Origin of the sequence: Pseudomonas sp. NPDC077186 (assembly GCF_044543505.1) — a bacterium.
Lineage (GTDB): Bacteria > Pseudomonadota > Gammaproteobacteria > Pseudomonadales > Pseudomonadaceae > Aquipseudomonas.
Genome location: NZ_JBITWE010000001.1, coordinates 995,116 through 1,013,081, shown reverse-complemented (window position 1 = coordinate 1,013,081; position 17,966 = coordinate 995,116). Strand labels below are relative to the sequence as shown.

Sequence of the window (17,966 nt, the reverse complement as noted above, 5' to 3'; positions counted from 1 at the left end):
GTGGCTCAGGGCTCTGCCGTCAGCTGTTGCGAGGCGCTCGCTTGCGCCACCAGCCAGTCCTTGAACAGGCTCAGGCTGCGCCGCGGCTGTGACGCATTGGGCTCGACCAGGCGGTAGGCGAAGCCCGCCAGCGCAGGCCCCTGCACGCGCTGCATGCGTCCGTCGCGCAGGGCTTCGTCGACCAGCAGGCTGCTGCACAGCAGCGGCCCCAGGCCGCGCTCGGCGGCGTGCAGGGCCAACGTTTCTTCGCTGTACCAGGAGATGCTGAACTCGCGCGCGCTCCCCGCCTGCGCCAGCCAGGCCGACCAGGTGGGCGCAGCCAGACCCAGGTTCTTCCACTTGAATGCCAGCAGCGGGCGCCCGTAGAAGTCGTCGATCGTCGCCGCGCGTTGCGGCGGGCAGATGCGCGTATCGGCGACCGCGATAAAGTGGTCCTGCAGTAGCGCTCGCTCGGCCCCCGCGTCATCGGCAGGGCCGTAGCGAATCGCCAGGTCGATGGCTTCTGCGCGCAAGTCGACCGGTTTTTCCGAGGCGTGGACATGCACGACGATGTGCGGGTGCAGCGCGTTGAACTGCGCCAGGCGCGGCATCAGCCAGCGTTCGGCGAACGCGCGGGTGGTCGAGAGCTGCACGGCGTCGCCCTGGGCTGGTGGTTTGACGAGGGCGAAGGCCTGGGCGATCTGGTCGAAGCCGTCGCGCAGCTGCGGATAGAGCAGGCTCCCCACCGGGGTCAGGCGCACCTGGCGGCCGCGCTCCAGGAGCTTCTGGCCCAGCCCATCCTCCAACTGGCGCACCTGATGGCTGACCGCGGCGACCGTCACGCTCAACTCATCGGCGGCGGCGGAAAAACTCCGGTGGCGCGCGACCGCTTCGAATGCCCGAACCGAGTTCAGGGGTGGAATCCTGCGCATGCTGCCTTAGCTCCTGCATGATTGTTCCGCCGCCGCGATGGCGACCAGTGCGGAACCAGGGCCTGCACTATAACCCGGCGTCGCCGCTGCGCGCCTGGCGCCGGTCACGGGCGCCCGTACTGCTGGCGATACTGGGCCGGGGTCAGCCCGGTCAAGGCCTTGAACATGCGCCGCAAATTGGCCGCGCTGCTGAAGCCCAGCTCCGCGCTGAGGGTGGTGAGTGGCGCCGAGGTCATGGCCAGACGCTCGGCGAGTTGATAGAGCTTGATGCGCCTGGCGTAGCTCGCCACCGGCTCGCCGGTTGCCGCGCGCACCTGGCGCGCCAGGGTGCGCTCGGTCAGCGCCAGCCGGCTGGCCAGCGCCGGTACCCGCAACTGCTCGGCGGGCGTCTGTTCGACCAGCGCATGCAGGCGTCGCAGCAGCCCGACCGGTTGCTGCATCAGGCTGGCGCCTCGAAAGGCGCTGTGCGGTACGGCCGGGCGCGGCAGCACCATCAGCCGGCTGAGGTCCTTGAACGTGTCCTGGCTGACCTGCCGTTCGATCAGCCCCTGGGCGATGGGCAGGTAGCCGTTCACCCCGGAGGCGGTGGCCACGCCCTGGGCGAATACGCAACTGCTCTCGCTCTGCCAGCGCACCCGGGCGAAGCGCTCGCGCAAGCTGTCCGCCAGCCACCAGGTCACCGTCGCCACCTGACCGTTCAGGCGGCCGCTGGCGGCAAGCAGGCACACGCCGGTGCAGTAGCTCCACAGTTGCACGCGCTTGCCGACGACCGACAGGGCTTTGATCAGCGCGGCGTTGTTCGCCAGCAGCGCATCGGCCTGCTCCACCGACTCGGCCCAGAAACCGGGGACCAGCAGGGCATCCAGGGTGCGCGAATCGAGCGCGGCGCTCGCCTCCAGGCTCACCCCATGGGCGCACTGCACCGGCCCGGCTTGCCGGGCGACGTAGCGCAGCTCGAACAGCTGCCGCCCGCTTCGGCGATTGGCCGCATGCAGCAGGTCGGCGAAGGCCAGCAGCCCGGCGGGCATGCAATCGGGAAACAGCAGCAAACCAATGCGCATGGTGGGTGATGGCCTGAAATGAATCGAAGATGTCCAATACTGCCATTTTTGCCTCGAGGCCGGATAGGCAGCATGGAGCCCTCCGAACCCGAGGGCTGTTCATGAAAATCCAGCAACTGCGCAACGCCACCATCATCGTCGAATTCGCCCAGCATCGCGTGCTGGTCGACCCCATGCTGGCCCGGCAGGGCGCCTTGCCGCCGCTGCGACTGTTCGGCGCACGGCAACGCAACCCGCTGGTCGAGCTGCCGGGCGCCGCTCGCGACGCACTGCAGTCGGTCACTCACTGCCTGATCACGCATTGCCAGAAAGGCCATTTCGATCACCTGGATCGTGCCGGCGCCAAGTGGCTGCGCGAGCGGCAGATCCCGGTGATTTGCACGCCGCACGATGCCGAGTACCTGGCGCAGCGCGGCCTCAAGGTCCAGCCGCTGCACGCCGACCACGAGCAGCCCGGCGCGTTTCTCGGTGGACGCATCCGCACCATCCGCTGCACCCATGGCCGCGGTCTGGTGGGGCGATTGATGGAGCACGGCGTGGGCTATCTGATCGAGATGCCGGGCGAGCCGAGCCTGTACCTGGCCGGCGACACCCTGCTCAGCGAAGCGGTGCGCGCCTGCGTGCGCGAGCATCGGCCCGAGGTCAGCGTGGTGCCGGCAGGCGGCGCGCGCTTCGACCTGGGCGGCGACATCATCATGGGCATCGACGAGGTGCTCGAGTTCGCCCGCCTGAGCGGCAAGGCCGTGGTGGCCAACCACCTCGAAGCCATCAGCCATTGCCCCACCCGCCGAGCGACACTGGCCGCGGCCGCGGCCGGCGCGGGGGTTGCCCTGCTGGTACCGCAGGATGGCGAGGTGCTGAGCTTCTGAGCGCGGAGGGCGGGCCTCACTCCGCCGCGCGGCGCGCCATCCGGCGCCGGTACTGGCGGGAGCGCCGCATATCGCCCAGCTGCTGCTGGAGCAGCGCCCAGAGCGGCGATACCCCGGGCTGGGTTTTCCGGCCCCGACTCAGCTTGCGCAGCTGGTGCTTGACCACCGCCATGTTGGCCAGCGACGCCAGCACCTTGTTGCCCCAGGTGATCGGCGGCAGCTGCGGCGCGTTGTCCTGCCCGCGCTGCCAGTCGCGCGGCAGGTTGGGGTCGATGGCCAGGGCCGTGCCGATGCCGACCATCTCGATACCGCTGGCCAGCACCTGCTCGGCGACGGGCGCACGGCGGATGCCGCCGGTGACCATCAGCGGCATGCTCGCTGCCCCACGAATCTCGCGGGCGAACTCCAGGAAATAGGCCTCGCGCGCCAGGCTGCGGCCGTCGCGGGCCTGGCCCTGCATCGCCGGTGCCTCGTAGCTGCCGCCGGACAGTTCGACCAGGTCCACCTTCAGCTCGCCCAGCAGCCTGACCACTTGCTGGGCGTCCTCGGCGCTGAAGCCGCCGCGCTGGAAGTCCGCCGAGTTGAGCTTGACCGCCAGCGCGAAGCCCGGGGAAACCTCGGCGCGTACCGCCTTGACGATCTCCAGCAGCAGGCGCGCGCGGTTTTCCAGCGAGCCGCCCCAGGAGTCGCTGCGCCGATTGGTCAGCGGCGAGAGGAACTGGCTGAGCAGGTAACCGTGCGCCGCGTGGATCTGCACGCCGCTGAAGCCGGCCCGTTCGGCGAGGCGCGCGGTGCGGGCGAAGCGCGCTATCGCCTCGTCGATCATCGCCTGGCTCATCGCCAGCGGGGTGGCGAAGCGCTTGGACAGCGTGCCCAGCTCCAGCGCCACTGCCGAAGGCGCCCAGGTCGGCTGGCCGAGGTTGGCCTGCATCTGCCGGCCGGGGTGGTTGATTTGCAGCCAGAACTGCGCGCCCCGGGCACGACCGATTCGCGCCCAGTGCTCGAACCTGGCCAGCTGCGCATCGTCTTCCAGCACCACGCCGCCCGGGCCGGTCATGGCGCGGCTGTCGACCATCACATTGCCGCTGATCAGCAGGCCGGCGCCGCCCTCGGCCCAGGCCTGGTAGAGGCGCAGCAGCGGTTCCGACGGCGCGTGCTCGGCGTCCGCCATGTTCTCCTCCATCGCCGCCTTGGCGATGCGGTTGGGGATGATCGAGCCATTGGGCAGGACAAGGGGATCGAACAGGTTCATGGGGCGCTTCCTCGGCTGAAGGTGAGGCGACCTTAACCTTTAAGCTCACTTTAATGTCAATGGGCATTTGCACGCGATTTGCCCTGTTACCGCGGCGAAACAAAATCGCCGATTCGACCGCTTGACCTTAAAGCTCTGTTTAACCTTAGGGTTGCCGCGTCTGCCCCTCGGAGCGCTTTCCGGCGGGCAGGAACCGATCGAATCCTCAACGCGGATAACCCCCATGAAGCAGCTTGCCGAGCTTACCAAACGCCTGAAACGCCAACCCACCGCGCTGCTGGCCGGCGCGATTCTCCATGCCGTCGCCATGCCCCTGTGGGCGCAGCAGAGCGACGCGCCCACCGCCACGGTCGATATCGCCGGCCACACCGTGCCGGTGCTGGCAGGCGGGCTGTATGACCGCTACCACTCCAATCCGCCGCTGTCGGTGATCGCCGCCGAGGCGCCGGACATCGATCTCAGCTGGTTCCGCGGGCTGCAGAAAACCAAGGTGGACATGGGCTTCGAGTCCTACTCGCCGAACTTCTATTACCGCAACACCCGCGTCACCGCGGTGTTCACCGCCGACCTCGACAGGCTGCGCGAGCTAATGCCGGCGCAGGTGCTGGAGCAGGTGCAGCCGCTGCAGGTCTGGCCGGGCAGGGGCCTGGTCGCCTTCACCGCCTACGCCTATCACCATTGCGATAACGACAGCTACAACGAGATCGCCCTGTCCATCGTCACCAACAAGCCCGGCAACGCCAACCTGGGACCGCTCAGCCTGGTCGGCCAGTCGCTGTCCAAGGACTTCTGGGGCTACGTGCTCAAGCTGCCGGTCAATACCGAACTGGCGCGGGTGCGCGGCGTGGTCGGCTACAACCTGCCGAAGTGGCTGACCGCCATCGATTATCGCGAGACCGACCAGCGCCTCGTCTTCGAGATCGCCGACAGCGAAACCGGCAAACTCGACGTTGCCTTCGAGGTGGAGAAGCTTGCCGAGCTGTCCAACGAACCCGAACTGGTGACCAACAGCTTCACCAATATCGGCCACGACGGCGAGCTGGCCTATGGCTACGCCGTTTCCCGGCAGCTGCGCCATGCCTCCAACTCGAACGCGGATTCGGTGAAGCTCAAGCTCGGCGATGGCAGCCTGTCGACCTACATCGAGTCGCTGCAGCTGGGCAGGATGATGAAGTACGAATACGTGCCGGACTTCCAGAGCGCGCTCTATGCGCCCGAGCCGCTGAAAGCGGAGTAGGGTGCGCCGCGCGCACCAACGCCGGCGCCGCAACGCTTAGGGTGCGAGGTGCGCACCACCGCCGACAATCCACGGCCGGTGCGCACGGCGCACCCTACGAAGCTCCGCGCCGCCCCACGGCCGGCCTGCGCTTGTTCGTCTTGCTCGCGGCTTTGGGCGCTTCGGCTGCATCCATCTCGCCCAGGTTCATCTTCGACAGCACCCGCTTGGCATTGGCCGCGCAGTCGAGGTCGTCCGGTTTGCCTTCGATCTCGTCGATCAACGCCAGCAGGTGCGTCTTGCTCTGCGCCAGGCGCCGTTCAAGCGCCTCGATGTCATGCACCTTGGCCTGCAGCGTGTCGAGCAGCTTGCCGTGCTGCCACTGCGACAGATCCTGCGGCAGCAGGGTGCGCAGCTCGTCGAGGCTGAAGCCGGCCTGCTGCGCCGTGGTGATCAGGTTCAGCACCAGCACGGCCTCCTGCGGATAGCTGCGATAACCGTTGGCCTGCCGCTGCACCAGCCTGAGCAGGCCGATGCTTTCGTAGAAGCGAATGCGCGAAGCTGCAAGGCCGGTGCGCTGCGCCAGTTCGCCGATTTTCATGGCTGTGCTGCCCCTTTGCTGCAAGGTGATTTCAGGTTTAAGCCTAACTTTAACCTTTGGCTTAGACCATGCCCTCGTCGCGTTGCCGGGGCCGCAGTGCGCAAGTATCAAGACTTCAGCGCCGCCTCGATCTGCGCGATATCGATCTTGCTCATGGTCATCATGGCCGCGAAGGCGCGCTTGGCCGCCGCGCGATCGGGGCTGGCGATGGCGGCGCTGAGGAGGCGCGGGGTGATCTGCCAGGAGATGCCCCACTTATCCTTGCACCAGCCGCATTCACTGGCCTGGCCGCCGTGGTCGATGATCGCGTGCCACAGGCGATCCGTCTCGGCCTGGTCGTCGGTGGCGACCTGGAAGGAGAAGGCCTCGTTGTGCTGGAACGCCGGGCCGCCGTTGAGCCCGAGGCAGGGAATGCCCATCACATTGAACTCGACCGTCAGCACATCGCCCTGCTGGCCAGAAGGGTAGTCGCCGGGGGCGTGATGCACGGCCAGCACCGCGCTGTCGGGAAAGGTCTCGGCATAGAAGGTCGCAGCCTCCAGCGCGTCGCGGTCGTACCAGAGGCAGATGGTGTTCTTGCTGGTCATCCTGAGTCTCCCACCGTGGGTTGAAACTCAGGAGTCTAGACGGCAGTGGGGGGCTGACCCGGTGCGACCGATCTGCGCTGTCCGCGGGGCGTCAGGCGCTGACCCATCTCTGCCGCGCCCAGCCACTCAAGCCATCGACCGCCAGCACCAGCACCAGCATGGCGAGGATCACCGTGGCCGCCTGGGCTTCCTGGAACAGGCTGAGCGACACGTAGAGCATCTGCCCCAGGCCGCCGGCGCCGACGAAGCCGAGCACGCTGGCCATGCGGATGTTGTTCTCCCAGCGGTACAGCGTATAGGCCACCAGTTGCGGCCAGACGCCGGGCAGGGTGCCGTAGCAGAAGGCATTGATGCGCCCGCCGCCGCTCAGGCGGATGGCTTCGGCCGGTTCGCGCGGGGTGTTTTCCAGCGCCTCGGCAAATAGCCGTCCCAACACTCCTGCCGTGTGCAGGGCCAGGGCCAGGGTGCCGGCGTTGGGGCCGAGGCCGGCGGCCAGCACCATCAGCGCGGCCCACACCAGTTCGGGGATGGCGCGCAGGGCGTTGAGCAGCAGGCGCGTGGCATGCAGGGCAACGCTGCCGAAGCGCCCGGCGGCCGGCAATGCCAGGGCCAGGCCGAGCACGGCGGCGAGCAGGGTGCCGATGGCGGACATGGCCAGGGTTTCCAGGGCGCCGCGGCCGATGGCCTGCAGGTGCGTGGCGGAGAAGTCCGGCTGCATAAAGCCGCCGGCGTACCTGGCCATCTGCGCCAGGCTGTCGCCGCCGACCAGGCCGGCCAGGTCGATGCCCAGGTAGAGGAAGGAAGCGATCACCGCGGCGATCAGGGCGGCGAGCAGAATCAGGTTGCCGGCTCTCATGTCAGCCTCGCGCGCAGCAGGCGGCTGAGCTGGTCGGCCAGCAGCACCAGGGCGAGGAACACCAGCAGCATGCTGGCCACCTCGCCGCCGGCGAACATACGCATCGACAGGTCGATCTGCTGGCCGAGGCCGCCGGCGCCGACGAAGCCCATCACCACCGAGGCGCGGACCGCGCATTCCCAGCGGTACACGGTGTAGGACAGCATCTCTCCCGCCGCATTGGGCAGCACGCCGTAGGCGAAGGCGCTCAGGCGGCCGCTGCCGGCCAGCAGCAGGGCGCGGCTGGGGCGGGCGTCGACCGACTCGAAGATTTCCGCGTAGACCTTGCCGAGCATGCCGGCGTAGGTGATGGCGATGGCCAGCACCCCGGCAGTGGGGCCGAGGCCGACGGCGCGGACGAACAGCAGCGCCCAGACGATCTCCGGCACGCTGCGCAGGAAGATCAGCAGGCCGCGCACCGGCCAGCGCGCGAGATTCGCCCACCAGGCCGGGCGGCCGCCGCGGTGCAGCGCCGACAGCGACAGCGCGCGGCTGGCCAGCAGCGCCGCGGGGACGGCGATCAGCAGCGCCAGGCTCATGCCGGCGGTGGCGATGGCCAGGGTTTCCAGGGTGGCGCGGCCGAGCAGGGCGAGGAACTCGCCGTCGTGCGCCGGCGGCCAGAAGTCGGCCAGGAAGTTACCCATGCTGCGGGCGTTGTCGCCGTCGACCAGCACGCCCAGGTCCAGCTCGCTGAGCTGCAGGCCCGGCCACAACAGCAACAGCGCCAGCAGGGTGATCAGCAGCCGCGGCAGGGCGGCCGGGTCGCGCGGGGAGCGGCTCAGCATCGCGGGATCTGTACCGTGAGCGGCTGCACCGGCAGCGAGGCCGGCAGCGGCTGCAGTTGTTCGTTGGCGTACAGCGCCTCCAGCGCCGCCGGCTCGATGGCCGCCGGCGGCAGGTCGAAGACGATGCGGCCGTCGCGCAGGCCGATCACCCGCGGGAAATGCGCCAGGGCCAGCTCCACCGCGTGCAAGCTGGCCAGCAGGGTCATGCCGCGGCTGGCCGCCTCCTGGTTGAGCACCGCCAGGGTGTGGCCGGCCAGCACCGGGTCCATGGCCGACACCGGCTCGTCGGCGAGGATCAGCTGCGGCGCCTGGTACAGCACGCGGGCGATGCCGACCCGTTGCAGCTGGCCGCCGGACAGCTGGTCGCAGCGCTGGAACAGCTTGTCGGCGATATCCAGGCGCGCCAGCGCGGCCTGGGCGCCGGCGGCGTCGAGCGGGTGCAGCAGGTTGAGCAGGCCCTTGGCCAGCGGCCACTGGCCGAGCTTGCCGGCCAGCACCGCGGTGACCACCCGTTGCCGCGGCGGCAGCGGCGGCGCCTGGTGGATCAGCCCAATGCGCGCGCGCAGGCGCTGGCGGGCGCGGTTGCCGAGACGCCAGGGGTCTTCGCCGAGCAGTTCGAGCTGGCCGCTGCTGGGCGCCAGGTTGCTCGCCAGCAGGCGCAGCAGGCTGGTCTTGCCGGCGCCCGAGGGGCCGATGATGGCCACCCGTTCGCCGGGGGCCAGGCTCAGGTCGATGCCGTCGAGCGCCCGCGTGCCGTCGGCGTGGGTCAGGCCCACGCCGCGCAGGGCGATGCTCACTTGAGCAGGCCGGCGGCGCGAGCGGCTTCCTCGATGCCGGCGTAGTTCTCGGCCTTGGTCTCGATAAAGCGGCTGGCGGCCTGCAGCTCGAGGATCGCCTTGTGCTCGGGGTTGGCCGGGTCGAGGGCGAGGAAGGCGGCCTTGATCTTGCCTTGCAGCTCGGCGTCGAGGTTGCCGCGCACGGTCCAGTTGTAGTCGTAGTAGGGCGGGGTGGTGGCGATCACCTTGACCTTGTCGACGTCGACCTTGCCGGCGGCGACCAGCTTGTCCCACACGCTGGCGTTGAGCACGCCGCCGTCGGCCTTGCCGGCCTGGACCCAGGCGGCGGTGGCGTCGTGGGCGCCGGAGTAGGCGATGCGGCTGAAGAAGTCTTCCGGCTTGATGCCGTCCTTGAGCATGAAGTAGCGCGGCATCAGGCTGCCGGAGGTGGAGGACACCGAGCCGAAGGCGAAGGTCTTGCCCTTGAGGTCCTGCAGCGATTTCACCGCCGGGTCGGCGCTGATGATCTTGCTGGTGAACTGCTCGTCCTCGGCGCGCTGCACCAGGGGCACGGCGTTACCGGTCTTCAGGCGCGTCTGGACGAAGGTGAAGCCGCCCAGCCAGGCCATGTCGACGCGGTCGGCGGCCAGCGCCTCGACCACTGCGGCGTAGTCGGCCACCGGGACGAATTCGACTTTCATCTCCAGCTGCTGTTCGAGGTAGGCGCCCAGCGGCTTGAACTTGCGCAGCAGTTCGGTGGGGGCTTCGTCGGGGATGGCCGAGACCTTGAGGACCTCGGCGGCCTGGGCGAAGACGGCGGAAACGGACAGGGCGAGGCCGGCGGCGAGCGCCAGGGTGTGCTTGAGCATGACGGGTTCTCCGGTTCAATAGCGGGGAAAGCGCGCGGAGTATAGTGAGCCGAGGGCCAGGATGCAGCAGGCTTGCGCTGCCGCCGGCCTGACTCTGTGGTTAAGATGGCGTTTTTCCCCTGTTTCAGGAGCTGCTCGATGACCGCTACGCTGCCCGCCCTGGCCTTCGCCGGGATCGGCCTGATGGGCCTGCCGATGACCCGCCGCCTGCTCGCCGCCGGCTACCCGCTGACCCTGTGGAACCGCTCGCCGGACAAGTGCGCGCCACTGCTGGCGCAGGGCGCGCACCGGGTGGAGACGCCGGCCGAGCTGTGCCGCGAGGCCAACGTGGTGATGCTCTGCCTGGCCAATACCGAGGTGGTGCGCGAGGTGGTGTTCGGCCCCGGCGGCATAGTCGAGGGCGCGCGGCCCGGCCAGCTGCTGGTGGACTTCTCCAGTCTGGAGCCGGCCGCCACCCGCGAGATGGCGGCGGAGCTTCAGGCGCGCAGCGGCATGCGCTGGGTCGATGCGCCGGTCTCCGGCGGCACCCCCGGCGCCGAGGCCGGCAGCCTGGCGATCATGGCCGGCGGCCGCGAGGAGGATGTGCAGCGGGTGCGGCCGATTCTCGCCCACCTGGGCCAGCGCCTGACGCGCATGGGCGAGGTGGGCGCCGGCCAGGTGACCAAGGTGTGCAACCAGATGATCGTCGCCTGCAACGCCCTGGTGATCGCCGAGGTGGTGGCCCTGGCGGAGAAGGCCGGGGTCGACGCCAGCCTGATCGCACCGGCGCTGGCCGGCGGTTTCGCCGACTCCAAGCCGCTGCAGATCCTCGCCCCGCAGATGGCCGAGAGCCGCTTCGAGCCGGTCAAGTGGCACGTGCGCACATTGCTCAAGGACCTCGACACCGCGGTCAAGCTGGCGCGCGAGCAGGGCAGCGCCACGCCGATGAGCGGCCTGGCGGCGCAGCTGATGCGCCTGCACGGCAGCCAGGGCAACCTCGAGCGCGACCCGGCCACCCTGGTGGAAATGCTGCGGGAGCAATGCCCATGAAGATCGCCGCCAACCTGTCGCTGCTGTTCACCGAGCTGCCGCTGCGCGAGCGCATCCAGGCGGCCGCGGCGGCCGGTTTCGACGGCGTGGAGATCCAGTTTCCCTACGAGCTGCCGGCCATCGCCCTGCAGGAGGCGCTGGCGCGTGCCGGCCTGCCCTTGGTGCTGATCAACCTGCCGGCCGGCGACCTGATGAGCGGCGGCCCTGGCCTGGCCGCGGTGCCGGCGCGTCAGGCCGAGTTCGACGCCGCCCTGCAGCAGGCGCTGACCTACGCCGCCATGGTGCGCCCGGCCTGCGTCAACGTGCTGCCCGGGCGCCTGGCCGCGGGCGTCAGTCGCGAGCAGGCGCTGGATTGCCTGGCCGCCAACCTGCGCCAGAGCGCCGAGGCCTTCGCCCTGCTCGGCATCCGCGTGCTGGTGGAGGCGATCAACCCCATCGACATGCCGGGGTTCCTGATCAACACCCCTCAGCAGCTGGACGAGCTGCTGCGCGCGGTGGATCACCCCAATCTGGCCGCACAGTACGACCTCTACCATATGGCCCGTCAGCAGCTGGACCTGGCCGCCGGCATGCGCCTGTTGGCCGGGCGCATCGGCCACGTGCAATTCGCCGACTGCCCCGGCCGCGGTGCGCCGGGCAGCGGCGAACTGGCGTTCCCCGCGCTGCTCGGTGCTTTACGTGACAGCGGTTACAGCGGCTGGCTGGGCGCCGAGTACAAGCCGGGCGAGGTGGGTACGCAGGCGAGTCTGGGTTGGTTGCAGGCGTTCAGGGCTTGAGTGCGAGGCGTGCTTTGGTCGCGGCTGAAGCCCCTCCCACAAGGGCTGCACAGCTGGTTGTAGGAGGCGCTTTAGCGGCGAGCCTTTTGGCTGGGCGCGTTTCGGTCGATAGGACGTAGCCCGGATGCAATCCGGGGATCGCTGGCGCTAGAAGCGCGTACCCACCCGCTCCAGCGGCCGATAGTGCGGGGGAAACAGGCTGACGATCTCTTCCAGCGGCAGCGGCTTGCTGAACAGGTAGCCCTGCACCTGATCGCAGTCGCGCTCCTGCAGAAAGGCCAGTTGCTCGCTGGTTTCCACGCCTTCGGCCACCACCTTCAGGCGCAGGGCGTGGGCCATGGCGATGATCGCGTGGACGATCTCGCGGTCCTGGCCGGAGGCGGCGAGGTCCTGGATAAAGGAACGGTCGATCTTGAGGGTGTCCAGCGGCAGGCGGCGCAGGTAGGCCAGGGACGAATAGCCGGTGCCGAAATCGTCGATCGACAGGCTTACGCCCAGGGCGCGGATGCTCTCCAGCAGGCCGATGGCGCGGTTGATGTTGCTCAGCAGCGCGCTTTCGGTGACCTCCAGCTCCAGGCTCTGCCCCGGGCAGCGGCTGTCGTGCAGGATCTGCGCGATGCGTCCGGGCAACTGGTCGTTGCCCAGGTTCAGCGCCGAGCAGTTGACCGCCACCTTCAGCCCCGCATAGCCCATCCCGTCCAGGCCGCGCAAGTCGTGGCAGGCGCGGCGCAGCACCCAGTCGTCGAGCTGATCGATAAAGCCGTTGGTCTCGGCGATGGCGATGAAGCGCTCCGGGGTGAGCAGGCCGTGCTGCGGGTGGCGCCAGCGCACCAGCGCCTCCAGCTTGTGCAGGGCGCCGCTGCGCAGGTCGACGATCGGCTGGTAGAACAGGGTCAGGCCGTTGTCCTGCTGCAGCGCCAGGCGCAGGTCTTCCTCCAGTTGCAGCTCGAACGAGGCCTTCTGTTTCAGGTGCGGGTTGAAGAAGTGCACCACGTTGCGCCCGCTGCCCTTGGACTGGTACAGCGCCAGGTCGGCATGCTTGAGCAGCTCGTCGGCGCCGCCGCCGTCGCGCGGGAACAGGCTGATGCCGATGCTGGTGGTCATCACGATCTTGCGCCCGGCCAGCTCTATCGGTTCCTTCATCTGCTCCAGCAGACGTTGGGCCAGAGCGCGCGGCGCGGCGTTGCTGTCGAGGCTGGCGACCACGCAGAACTCGTCGCCGCCGAAGCGGGCGATCAGGTCGCGCTCGCGCAGGGCGCCGCGGATGCGCTGGGCGACCACCCGCAGCAGGTCGTCGCCGGCGGCGTGGCCGAGGGTGTCGTTGATGCGCTTGAAGTGATCGATATCGAGGAACATCACCGCCAGGCCGCGGCCGACTATGGCGTGCTCCTCCAGGGTGGCGGCGAACACCCGGTTGAAGCCGCGGCGGTTGAGCAGCTCGGTCAGCGGGTCGAAGTGCGCCGCCTGTTCCAGCGAGGCCTTGGCCTGGTCGAGCTGCGCCAGCAGGTGGTTGACCCGCTGCAGGTCGCGCTCCTTGTCGTCCAGCTTGCGGTTGGCCCAGGCCGCCACCAGGCTCAGGGCGACCACTGCCAGGGTGATGGCGGCCACGCTCAGCCCCAGCTGCAGGCTGTTGTCGGCGCCCTGCACCTCGAGCACTGCACCTTGCGGCACCACCAGGTGCAGCGCCGCCATGCCGGTGAAATGCATGGCGGTGATGGCGGCGCCCATCACCAGCGCGGCCGCGTACTTCAGCCAGTGGCGGTAGGACGCGCTGCTGCGGCGCCGATGATGGGCCAGCAGCTGCGCGGCGAGGCTGGCGCCGATGGCAATGACGATGGACAGGGCGAACAGCCCGCCGTGGTAGTAGGCCTGCGCCGTCGAGCGCATGGCGGCCATGCCGCTGTAGTGCATGGCTGCGATGCCCAGGCCGATGATCGCCGCGGCCAGGGCGCGGCGGCCGAGGCCGGCGTCGCGCTGGGCCATGCAGTAGAGGGCGAGCAGGGCGGCGGCCAGGGCCACCAGCAACGACAGCAGGGTGGTGGCCAGGTCGTAATGGATGGCCAGCGGCGCGCGAAAGGCGAGCATGCCGATGAAGTGCATCGACCAGATGCCGCCGGCCAGGCACAGCCCGCCGACCAGGCCCCAGGCCAGGCGCATGCCGCGCTGCGGCACCTGGTCGAGGTGCTCGACTATCGCCAGAGTGCCCAGGCTGCCGGCCGTGGCGACCAGGTAGGCGAGCACCGTCAGCCAGGGATCGTGGCTGCAGTCCAGCAGCAGCTGGCCCTGCTCGGGCAGCTGCGCGAGAAATCGAATCGACCACCCATCCATAGCCACCCCCAGGGTGCGCCCGCGACGCCCTCCTCAGTCAAGCACAAACGTGCCAGGTCAGTCGCTTTTGCCGTAATCGTTGAGCGAGATCACCCGGGTCTTGCCGATGCGGTGGCGGTAGATCTCGCGCAGGTACTTGATCGCCTGCTTGACGCTGTCGCGGCTCAGGCGGATGTCGTTGATCGAGACGAATTTGTCGGCGTCGTGGATCAGCTCGCGGTACTTCTTCTCGTACATCGGCTTGATCGCGTACCAGTTGGTGTCGAGGATCTTCGCCGGGTCCTCGTGCTCGTTGAGCATGGCATCGAGCTTGGCCTCGTCGAAGCGCTCGGCGACGATGAAATCGAGCATGGCGTCGTCCAGGCTGTCGTCGAAGCGGTACTGGTCGCGGGCGAAGCAGCGCTTGATGTAGGCGACGATCAGGGTCAGGAAGTCGTCCGACAGGCACGGGCTCTTGACGATCAGGGTGGTCAGCGACAGGTTGGCCGAGGCGCCGATCACCAGGGCGTAGCGCTTGAGCGTGGTGTTGGGGAAGAGGTTGTTGAGGTGGGTCTTGAGCCGGTTCAGGTCCATGTAGGACAGCTTGTAGTCCTTGGGCAACGAGACGATGGACACCACCGAGGAGCAGTTCTTGAAGAAGTGCAGTTCGCTCAGCTGCGCCGCGTCGTAGCCGCTGGCCTTGTACTGCTCCAGGGCCTGGCGATAGCGTTTGGACTCGATCGGCAGCAGGCTGATGCCCTCGATGGCCTGGGTCACCTTATTGAAGTGCGGCAGGTCGATGGAGCGGAAGAACAGGTCGTCGATGTTCAGCCGCGGCGCGTGCTGCTCCTTGTCCAGCACGCGGAATTTCTCCGAGAGCTGCGCCGGCTGTTCGGGCACCACGGATTCGGCGTAGGCCACCGCCACCGGGCCGGCCAGGCTCATGAACAGGTCGTTGGCGTCGAGGCGGATGGTCTCGCCGATGTCGATGCCGGCGCGGCGGAAGTAGTTCTGGTCGTAGTCGCCGGTGACCGCCTGGGCGGTGAGGATGTTGAAGATCTGCTGCGAGATGTACTGGTTGGCGTGGCGCTCCATGGCGGTCACGTCGATGTTGTGGATGCTGCCGTCGCCGCTTTCCTCGGCGTAACGCATGATGTCGTTGGAGATCAGCATCATGGCGTTCCACGGGCGGATGCGGCGCATCACGCTCTCGGCGCTGCTTTGCTCGTTGTCGAAGTTGTAGGAGAAGTCCCATTCCTCGGCCAGGTACTTGCACAGCAGGCGCCCGGCGTTGATGTGCAGGGCTTCGGACATCTCGCTGCGCTGGTCGGAGATGTTCGGCAGGATGCAGATGCCGCTGGTGAAGATCGGCTCGAAGACGAAACCGTGGTCGCGCTGCGCCTCGTCGTCCACGTTGGCCTTGCTGTCGAAGGTCTTGCTCATGTAGGCGAACTGCTGCGCCAGGCCGAACTCCGAGGCCATGCCCGAGCCGGTGCCGCCGCCGGCGCTGAAGATATAGAAGTACAGGCGCGATTGGTTGGCCTTGATCCCGCAGGAATCGATCAGGTAGCTGTGGATGAACTTCCAGTCTTCGTTGGAGAAGCGCTGGGTGTCCTTGTTGAGGATGATCTTGGCCAGGTACTGACCGAGGATCGGCGCGTTGCCGGCGCCGCCGGCGTGCACCTCGGACAGGTCCATGATCTTCAGCTTGCTGTAGTCGTCGAGGAAGCCGCTCATCTCGCCCTTGCGCGAGAAGCGGATGCGGCCCTCGATGTCCTTGTCCAGGTCGCCGAGCATCACCAGCGGCTCGATCAGGAACACCGGCTTGCTGCTCTTGTGTGGGGCGCGCAGCAGGTTGCTGCGAATCCAGCGGCTGGGCCGCGAGGCCTGCTCGGCGGCGGCGGTGGCCTCGCTGTGGAATTCCTCCAGGTAGAACTGGCGGGCGTTGTAGACCAGCGAGGCGACGTCCAGGGCGATGTTCGAGCCGCAGCGGCCGAGGCCGATCAGGCACACCGAGGGGAACTGCTGGATGCGGCTCGACTCGCCCTCGTCCAGCGGCTCGCCCAGGGGGAACACCAGGTTGCGCAGGCCGTCGAGGTTGTCGAGGATGCGCTCGATGTCGCGTTCGGTGAAATACAGGTACTGCTCGCCGCTTTCGCCGGGCAGCGGCAGCGCGGGCGGCGCCAGCAGGGTGTCGGCGAGATCGGCCAGGGTGGCTTCCTTGGCGGCGGCAACGGCGTCTTTCTTGGTTTTCATCGGCGACAGTCCGGCGGGTCGGTGGGGTATTGGCCATTGGCCATGAAATGGCCAGCCCCATTGGTTCTAGCACGGAATAAAGCACTTCGCGTTATTCCAGCCGGATATGAACGATTTTTGGCGTCAGCGCCCCATCGACGTGCATAAATCCAGCGAATAGTCGCAGACAAGCCGCGGCAAAGGCTCTAGATTGCCCCTCACTCAACGTCCGGCCGGTGCTGCCAAGGTAGGCGCCACCGCGGTAGGCCCGACGTGGACAACAACAAGAGACATTGCCATGCAGCCCAACCAGCAAGCGTCCAACGCCTGGCGCATCCTGTTCCTGCTTTTCCTCGCCAACCTGTTCAACTTCTTCGACCGCACCATCCCCGCCATCATCATCGAGCCGATCCGCCTGGAATGGGGTCTCAGCGACCTGCAACTGGGGCTGATCGGCACCGCCTTCACCATCGTCTACGCCCTGGCCGGGGTGCCGCTGGGACGCATGGCCGACACCGGCGCGCGGCGCAAGATCATGGGCTGGGGCCTGGCCGCCTGGAGCGGGCTGACCGCGCTGAACGGCATGGCCTGGAATTTCTGGAGCTTCCTGCTGATCCGCATGGGCGTCGGCATCGGCGAGGCCAGCTACGCGCCGGCAGCCAACTCGCTGATCGGCGACCTGTTCCCGGCGCACAAGCGCGCGCGGGCCATGGGCATCTTCATGCTCGGCCTGCCGCTGGGGTTGCTGCTGGCCTTCTTCACCATCGGCGCCATGGTCCAGGCCTTCGACAGCTGGCGCGCGCCGTTCCTGATCGCCGCCGTGCCGGGGCTGATCCTCGCCCTGTTCCTGTTCTTTATCCGCGAGCCGGCGCGCGGTGCGGCAGAGAGCACCCGGGTCAGCAGCGCGCCGGTGGACAAGCCGCTGCGCAAGGTGCTGGCGATCCGTACCTTCTGGTGGCTGGTGCTGGCCGGGCTGGCGTTCAACTTCGCCTCCTACGCCTGCAACTCCTTTATGGTGCCGATGCTGCAGCGCTACTTCGGTCTGCAGTTGCAGGATGCGGCGATGGCCACCGGGGTGATAGTCGGGCTGACCGGCCTGCTCGGCCTGACCCTGGGCGGCTGGCTGGCGGACCAGGTGCACCAGCGCTGGGCCAATGGCCGCCTGCTGTTCGCGGCTTTCAGCATGCTGGCGGCCTGTATCTGCACCGCCTGGGCGCTGAGCGCCGGGCGTATCGACACGGCGCTGTTCGTCGGCGTGTTCAGCCTCGGCTGGCTGTTCTCCTACAACTTCTACACCTGCGTCTACACGGCGATCCAGGACGTGGTCGAGCCGCGCCTGCGGGCCACCGCCATGGCCCTGTTCTTCGCCGGCCTGTACCTGCTCGGCGGCGGCCTCGGCCCACTGGCGGTGGGCTGGCTGTCGGATCACTACGCCCAGGCGGCCATGCACGCGGCCGGCGCCAGCGAGATGAGCGAGGCGTTCAAGGCCGTCGGCCTGCACGACGCCATGCTGCTGATTCCGCTGGCGCTGTTTCTCACCCTGCTGGCGCTGCTGCAGGCCGCCCGCTGCTTCCAGCAGGATGCGCTGCGTATGCGCGAGGAGTTGGCGGAGGCCGTGCCGGCATAGGCGGCGGTGCGTGGCGCACCGCATGGATTAGGTCCGCAAAATCCGGAAGCGATTGCGGCCTCGTAGGGTGCGCCGTGCGCACCCAATGGACGGTGTGCATGTGCGCACCACCGTGCATTGAATGGTGCGCGCAGCACACCCTACGGTCGGCACTTCGGAGGTAGAGGGCG

Annotated in this window: 16 protein-coding genes; 5 read left to right on the top strand and 11 right to left on the bottom strand. The window is 68.2% G+C overall.

What is annotated here, in order from left to right; all coding sequences use genetic code 11:
• Window positions 1–5 precede the first annotated feature (5 nt).
• Window positions 6–911, bottom strand: coding sequence for a LysR substrate-binding domain-containing protein (locus tag ACIGKL_RS04645; protein ID WP_397485535.1), 906 nt, complete (start codon window positions 909–911; stop codon window positions 6–8).
• Between the two features lie 104 nt (window positions 912–1,015).
• Window positions 1,016–1,972, bottom strand: coding sequence for a GlxA family transcriptional regulator (locus tag ACIGKL_RS04640; protein WP_397485534.1), 957 nt, complete (start codon window positions 1,970–1,972; stop codon window positions 1,016–1,018).
• A 101-nt stretch (window positions 1,973–2,073) separates the two neighbouring features.
• Here ACIGKL_RS04640 and ACIGKL_RS04635 point away from each other — a divergent pair, with 101 nt between their 5' ends.
• Window positions 2,074–2,841 (top strand): MBL fold metallo-hydrolase, encoded by a 768-nt coding sequence (locus ACIGKL_RS04635; protein ID WP_397485533.1) that lies wholly within the window; start codon window positions 2,074–2,076, stop codon window positions 2,839–2,841.
• A gap of 16 nt (window positions 2,842–2,857) precedes the next feature.
• Here ACIGKL_RS04635 and ACIGKL_RS04630 read toward each other — a convergent pair whose 3' ends face one another.
• On the bottom strand, window positions 2,858–4,093 hold the full coding sequence (locus ACIGKL_RS04630; protein ID WP_397485532.1) for an NADH:flavin oxidoreductase/NADH oxidase family protein: 1,236 nt from the start codon (window positions 4,091–4,093) through the stop codon (window positions 2,858–2,860).
• A gap of 223 nt (window positions 4,094–4,316) precedes the next feature.
• Between ACIGKL_RS04630 and ACIGKL_RS04625 the strand changes: the two genes are divergently transcribed.
• A complete protein-coding gene (locus ACIGKL_RS04625; protein WP_397485531.1) occupies window positions 4,317–5,330 on the top strand; it encodes an acetoacetate decarboxylase (ADC) in 1,014 nt (337 codons plus the stop codon).
• Between the two features lie 94 nt (window positions 5,331–5,424).
• On the opposite strand, the gene ACIGKL_RS04620 is transcribed toward ACIGKL_RS04625, so the two are convergent.
• The 6 genes from ACIGKL_RS04620 to ACIGKL_RS04595 all read right to left on the bottom strand — a co-directional run bounded on the left by ACIGKL_RS04620 (window position 5,425) and on the right by ACIGKL_RS04595 (window position 9,822).
• Window positions 5,425–5,910, bottom strand: coding sequence for a MerR family transcriptional regulator (locus ACIGKL_RS04620; protein ID WP_397485530.1), 486 nt, complete (start codon window positions 5,908–5,910; stop codon window positions 5,425–5,427).
• Between the two features lie 107 nt (window positions 5,911–6,017).
• Window positions 6,018–6,497 carry a VOC family protein gene (locus tag ACIGKL_RS04615; RefSeq protein WP_397485529.1) on the bottom strand — a complete coding sequence of 160 codons (480 nt, stop codon included), beginning with the start codon at window positions 6,495–6,497 and terminating at the stop codon, window positions 6,018–6,020.
• A gap of 91 nt (window positions 6,498–6,588) precedes the next feature.
• Window positions 6,589–7,353: a phosphonate ABC transporter, permease protein PhnE gene (gene phnE / locus ACIGKL_RS04610; RefSeq protein WP_397485528.1), complete on the bottom strand. Its 765-nt coding sequence runs from the start codon at window positions 7,351–7,353 to the stop codon at window positions 6,589–6,591.
• Entirely contained in the window at window positions 7,350–8,177 is an 828-nt protein-coding gene (locus ACIGKL_RS04605; RefSeq protein WP_397485527.1) for a PhnE/PtxC family ABC transporter permease, read from the bottom strand. The genes phnE and ACIGKL_RS04605 overlap by 4 nt, the downstream gene beginning before the upstream one ends.
• The gene (locus ACIGKL_RS04600; RefSeq protein ID WP_122107467.1) at window positions 8,171–8,974 is read right to left on the bottom strand and encodes a phosphonate ABC transporter ATP-binding protein; all 804 of its coding nucleotides are present in this window, start codon (window positions 8,972–8,974) and stop codon (window positions 8,171–8,173) included. Before ACIGKL_RS04600 ends, ACIGKL_RS04605 begins: the two co-directional genes overlap by 7 nt.
• Window positions 8,971–9,822 (bottom strand): putative selenate ABC transporter substrate-binding protein, encoded by an 852-nt coding sequence (locus ACIGKL_RS04595; protein ID WP_397485526.1) that lies wholly within the window; start codon window positions 9,820–9,822, stop codon window positions 8,971–8,973. The genes ACIGKL_RS04600 and ACIGKL_RS04595 overlap by 4 nt, the downstream gene beginning before the upstream one ends.
• 138 nt (window positions 9,823–9,960) lie before the next feature.
• Here ACIGKL_RS04595 and ACIGKL_RS04590 point away from each other — a divergent pair, with 138 nt between their 5' ends.
• Both ACIGKL_RS04590 and ACIGKL_RS04585 read left to right on the top strand, forming a co-directional pair.
• Window positions 9,961–10,851, top strand: coding sequence for an NAD(P)-dependent oxidoreductase (locus ACIGKL_RS04590; protein ID WP_397485525.1), 891 nt, complete (start codon window positions 9,961–9,963; stop codon window positions 10,849–10,851).
• Window positions 10,848–11,627, top strand: coding sequence for a hydroxypyruvate isomerase family protein (locus ACIGKL_RS04585; RefSeq protein ID WP_397485524.1), 780 nt, complete (start codon window positions 10,848–10,850; stop codon window positions 11,625–11,627). Before ACIGKL_RS04590 ends, ACIGKL_RS04585 begins: the two co-directional genes overlap by 4 nt.
• A 147-nt stretch (window positions 11,628–11,774) precedes the next feature.
• Here ACIGKL_RS04585 and ACIGKL_RS04580 read toward each other — a convergent pair whose 3' ends face one another.
• Together ACIGKL_RS04580 and ACIGKL_RS04575 are read right to left on the bottom strand one after the other, a co-directional pair.
• Complete coding sequence (locus tag ACIGKL_RS04580; protein WP_397485523.1) at window positions 11,775–13,955, bottom strand: putative bifunctional diguanylate cyclase/phosphodiesterase; 2,181 nt, start codon at window positions 13,953–13,955, stop codon at window positions 11,775–11,777.
• A 57-nt stretch (window positions 13,956–14,012) separates the two neighbouring features.
• On the bottom strand, window positions 14,013–16,190 hold the full coding sequence (locus tag ACIGKL_RS04575; RefSeq protein WP_397485522.1) for a hypothetical protein: 2,178 nt from the start codon (window positions 16,188–16,190) through the stop codon (window positions 14,013–14,015).
• A gap of 277 nt (window positions 16,191–16,467) precedes the next feature.
• Here ACIGKL_RS04575 and ACIGKL_RS04570 point away from each other — a divergent pair, with 277 nt between their 5' ends.
• Complete coding sequence (locus tag ACIGKL_RS04570; protein WP_397485521.1) at window positions 16,468–17,796, top strand: spinster family MFS transporter; 1,329 nt, start codon at window positions 16,468–16,470, stop codon at window positions 17,794–17,796.
• The last annotated feature ends 170 nt before the right edge of the window (window positions 17,797–17,966 follow it).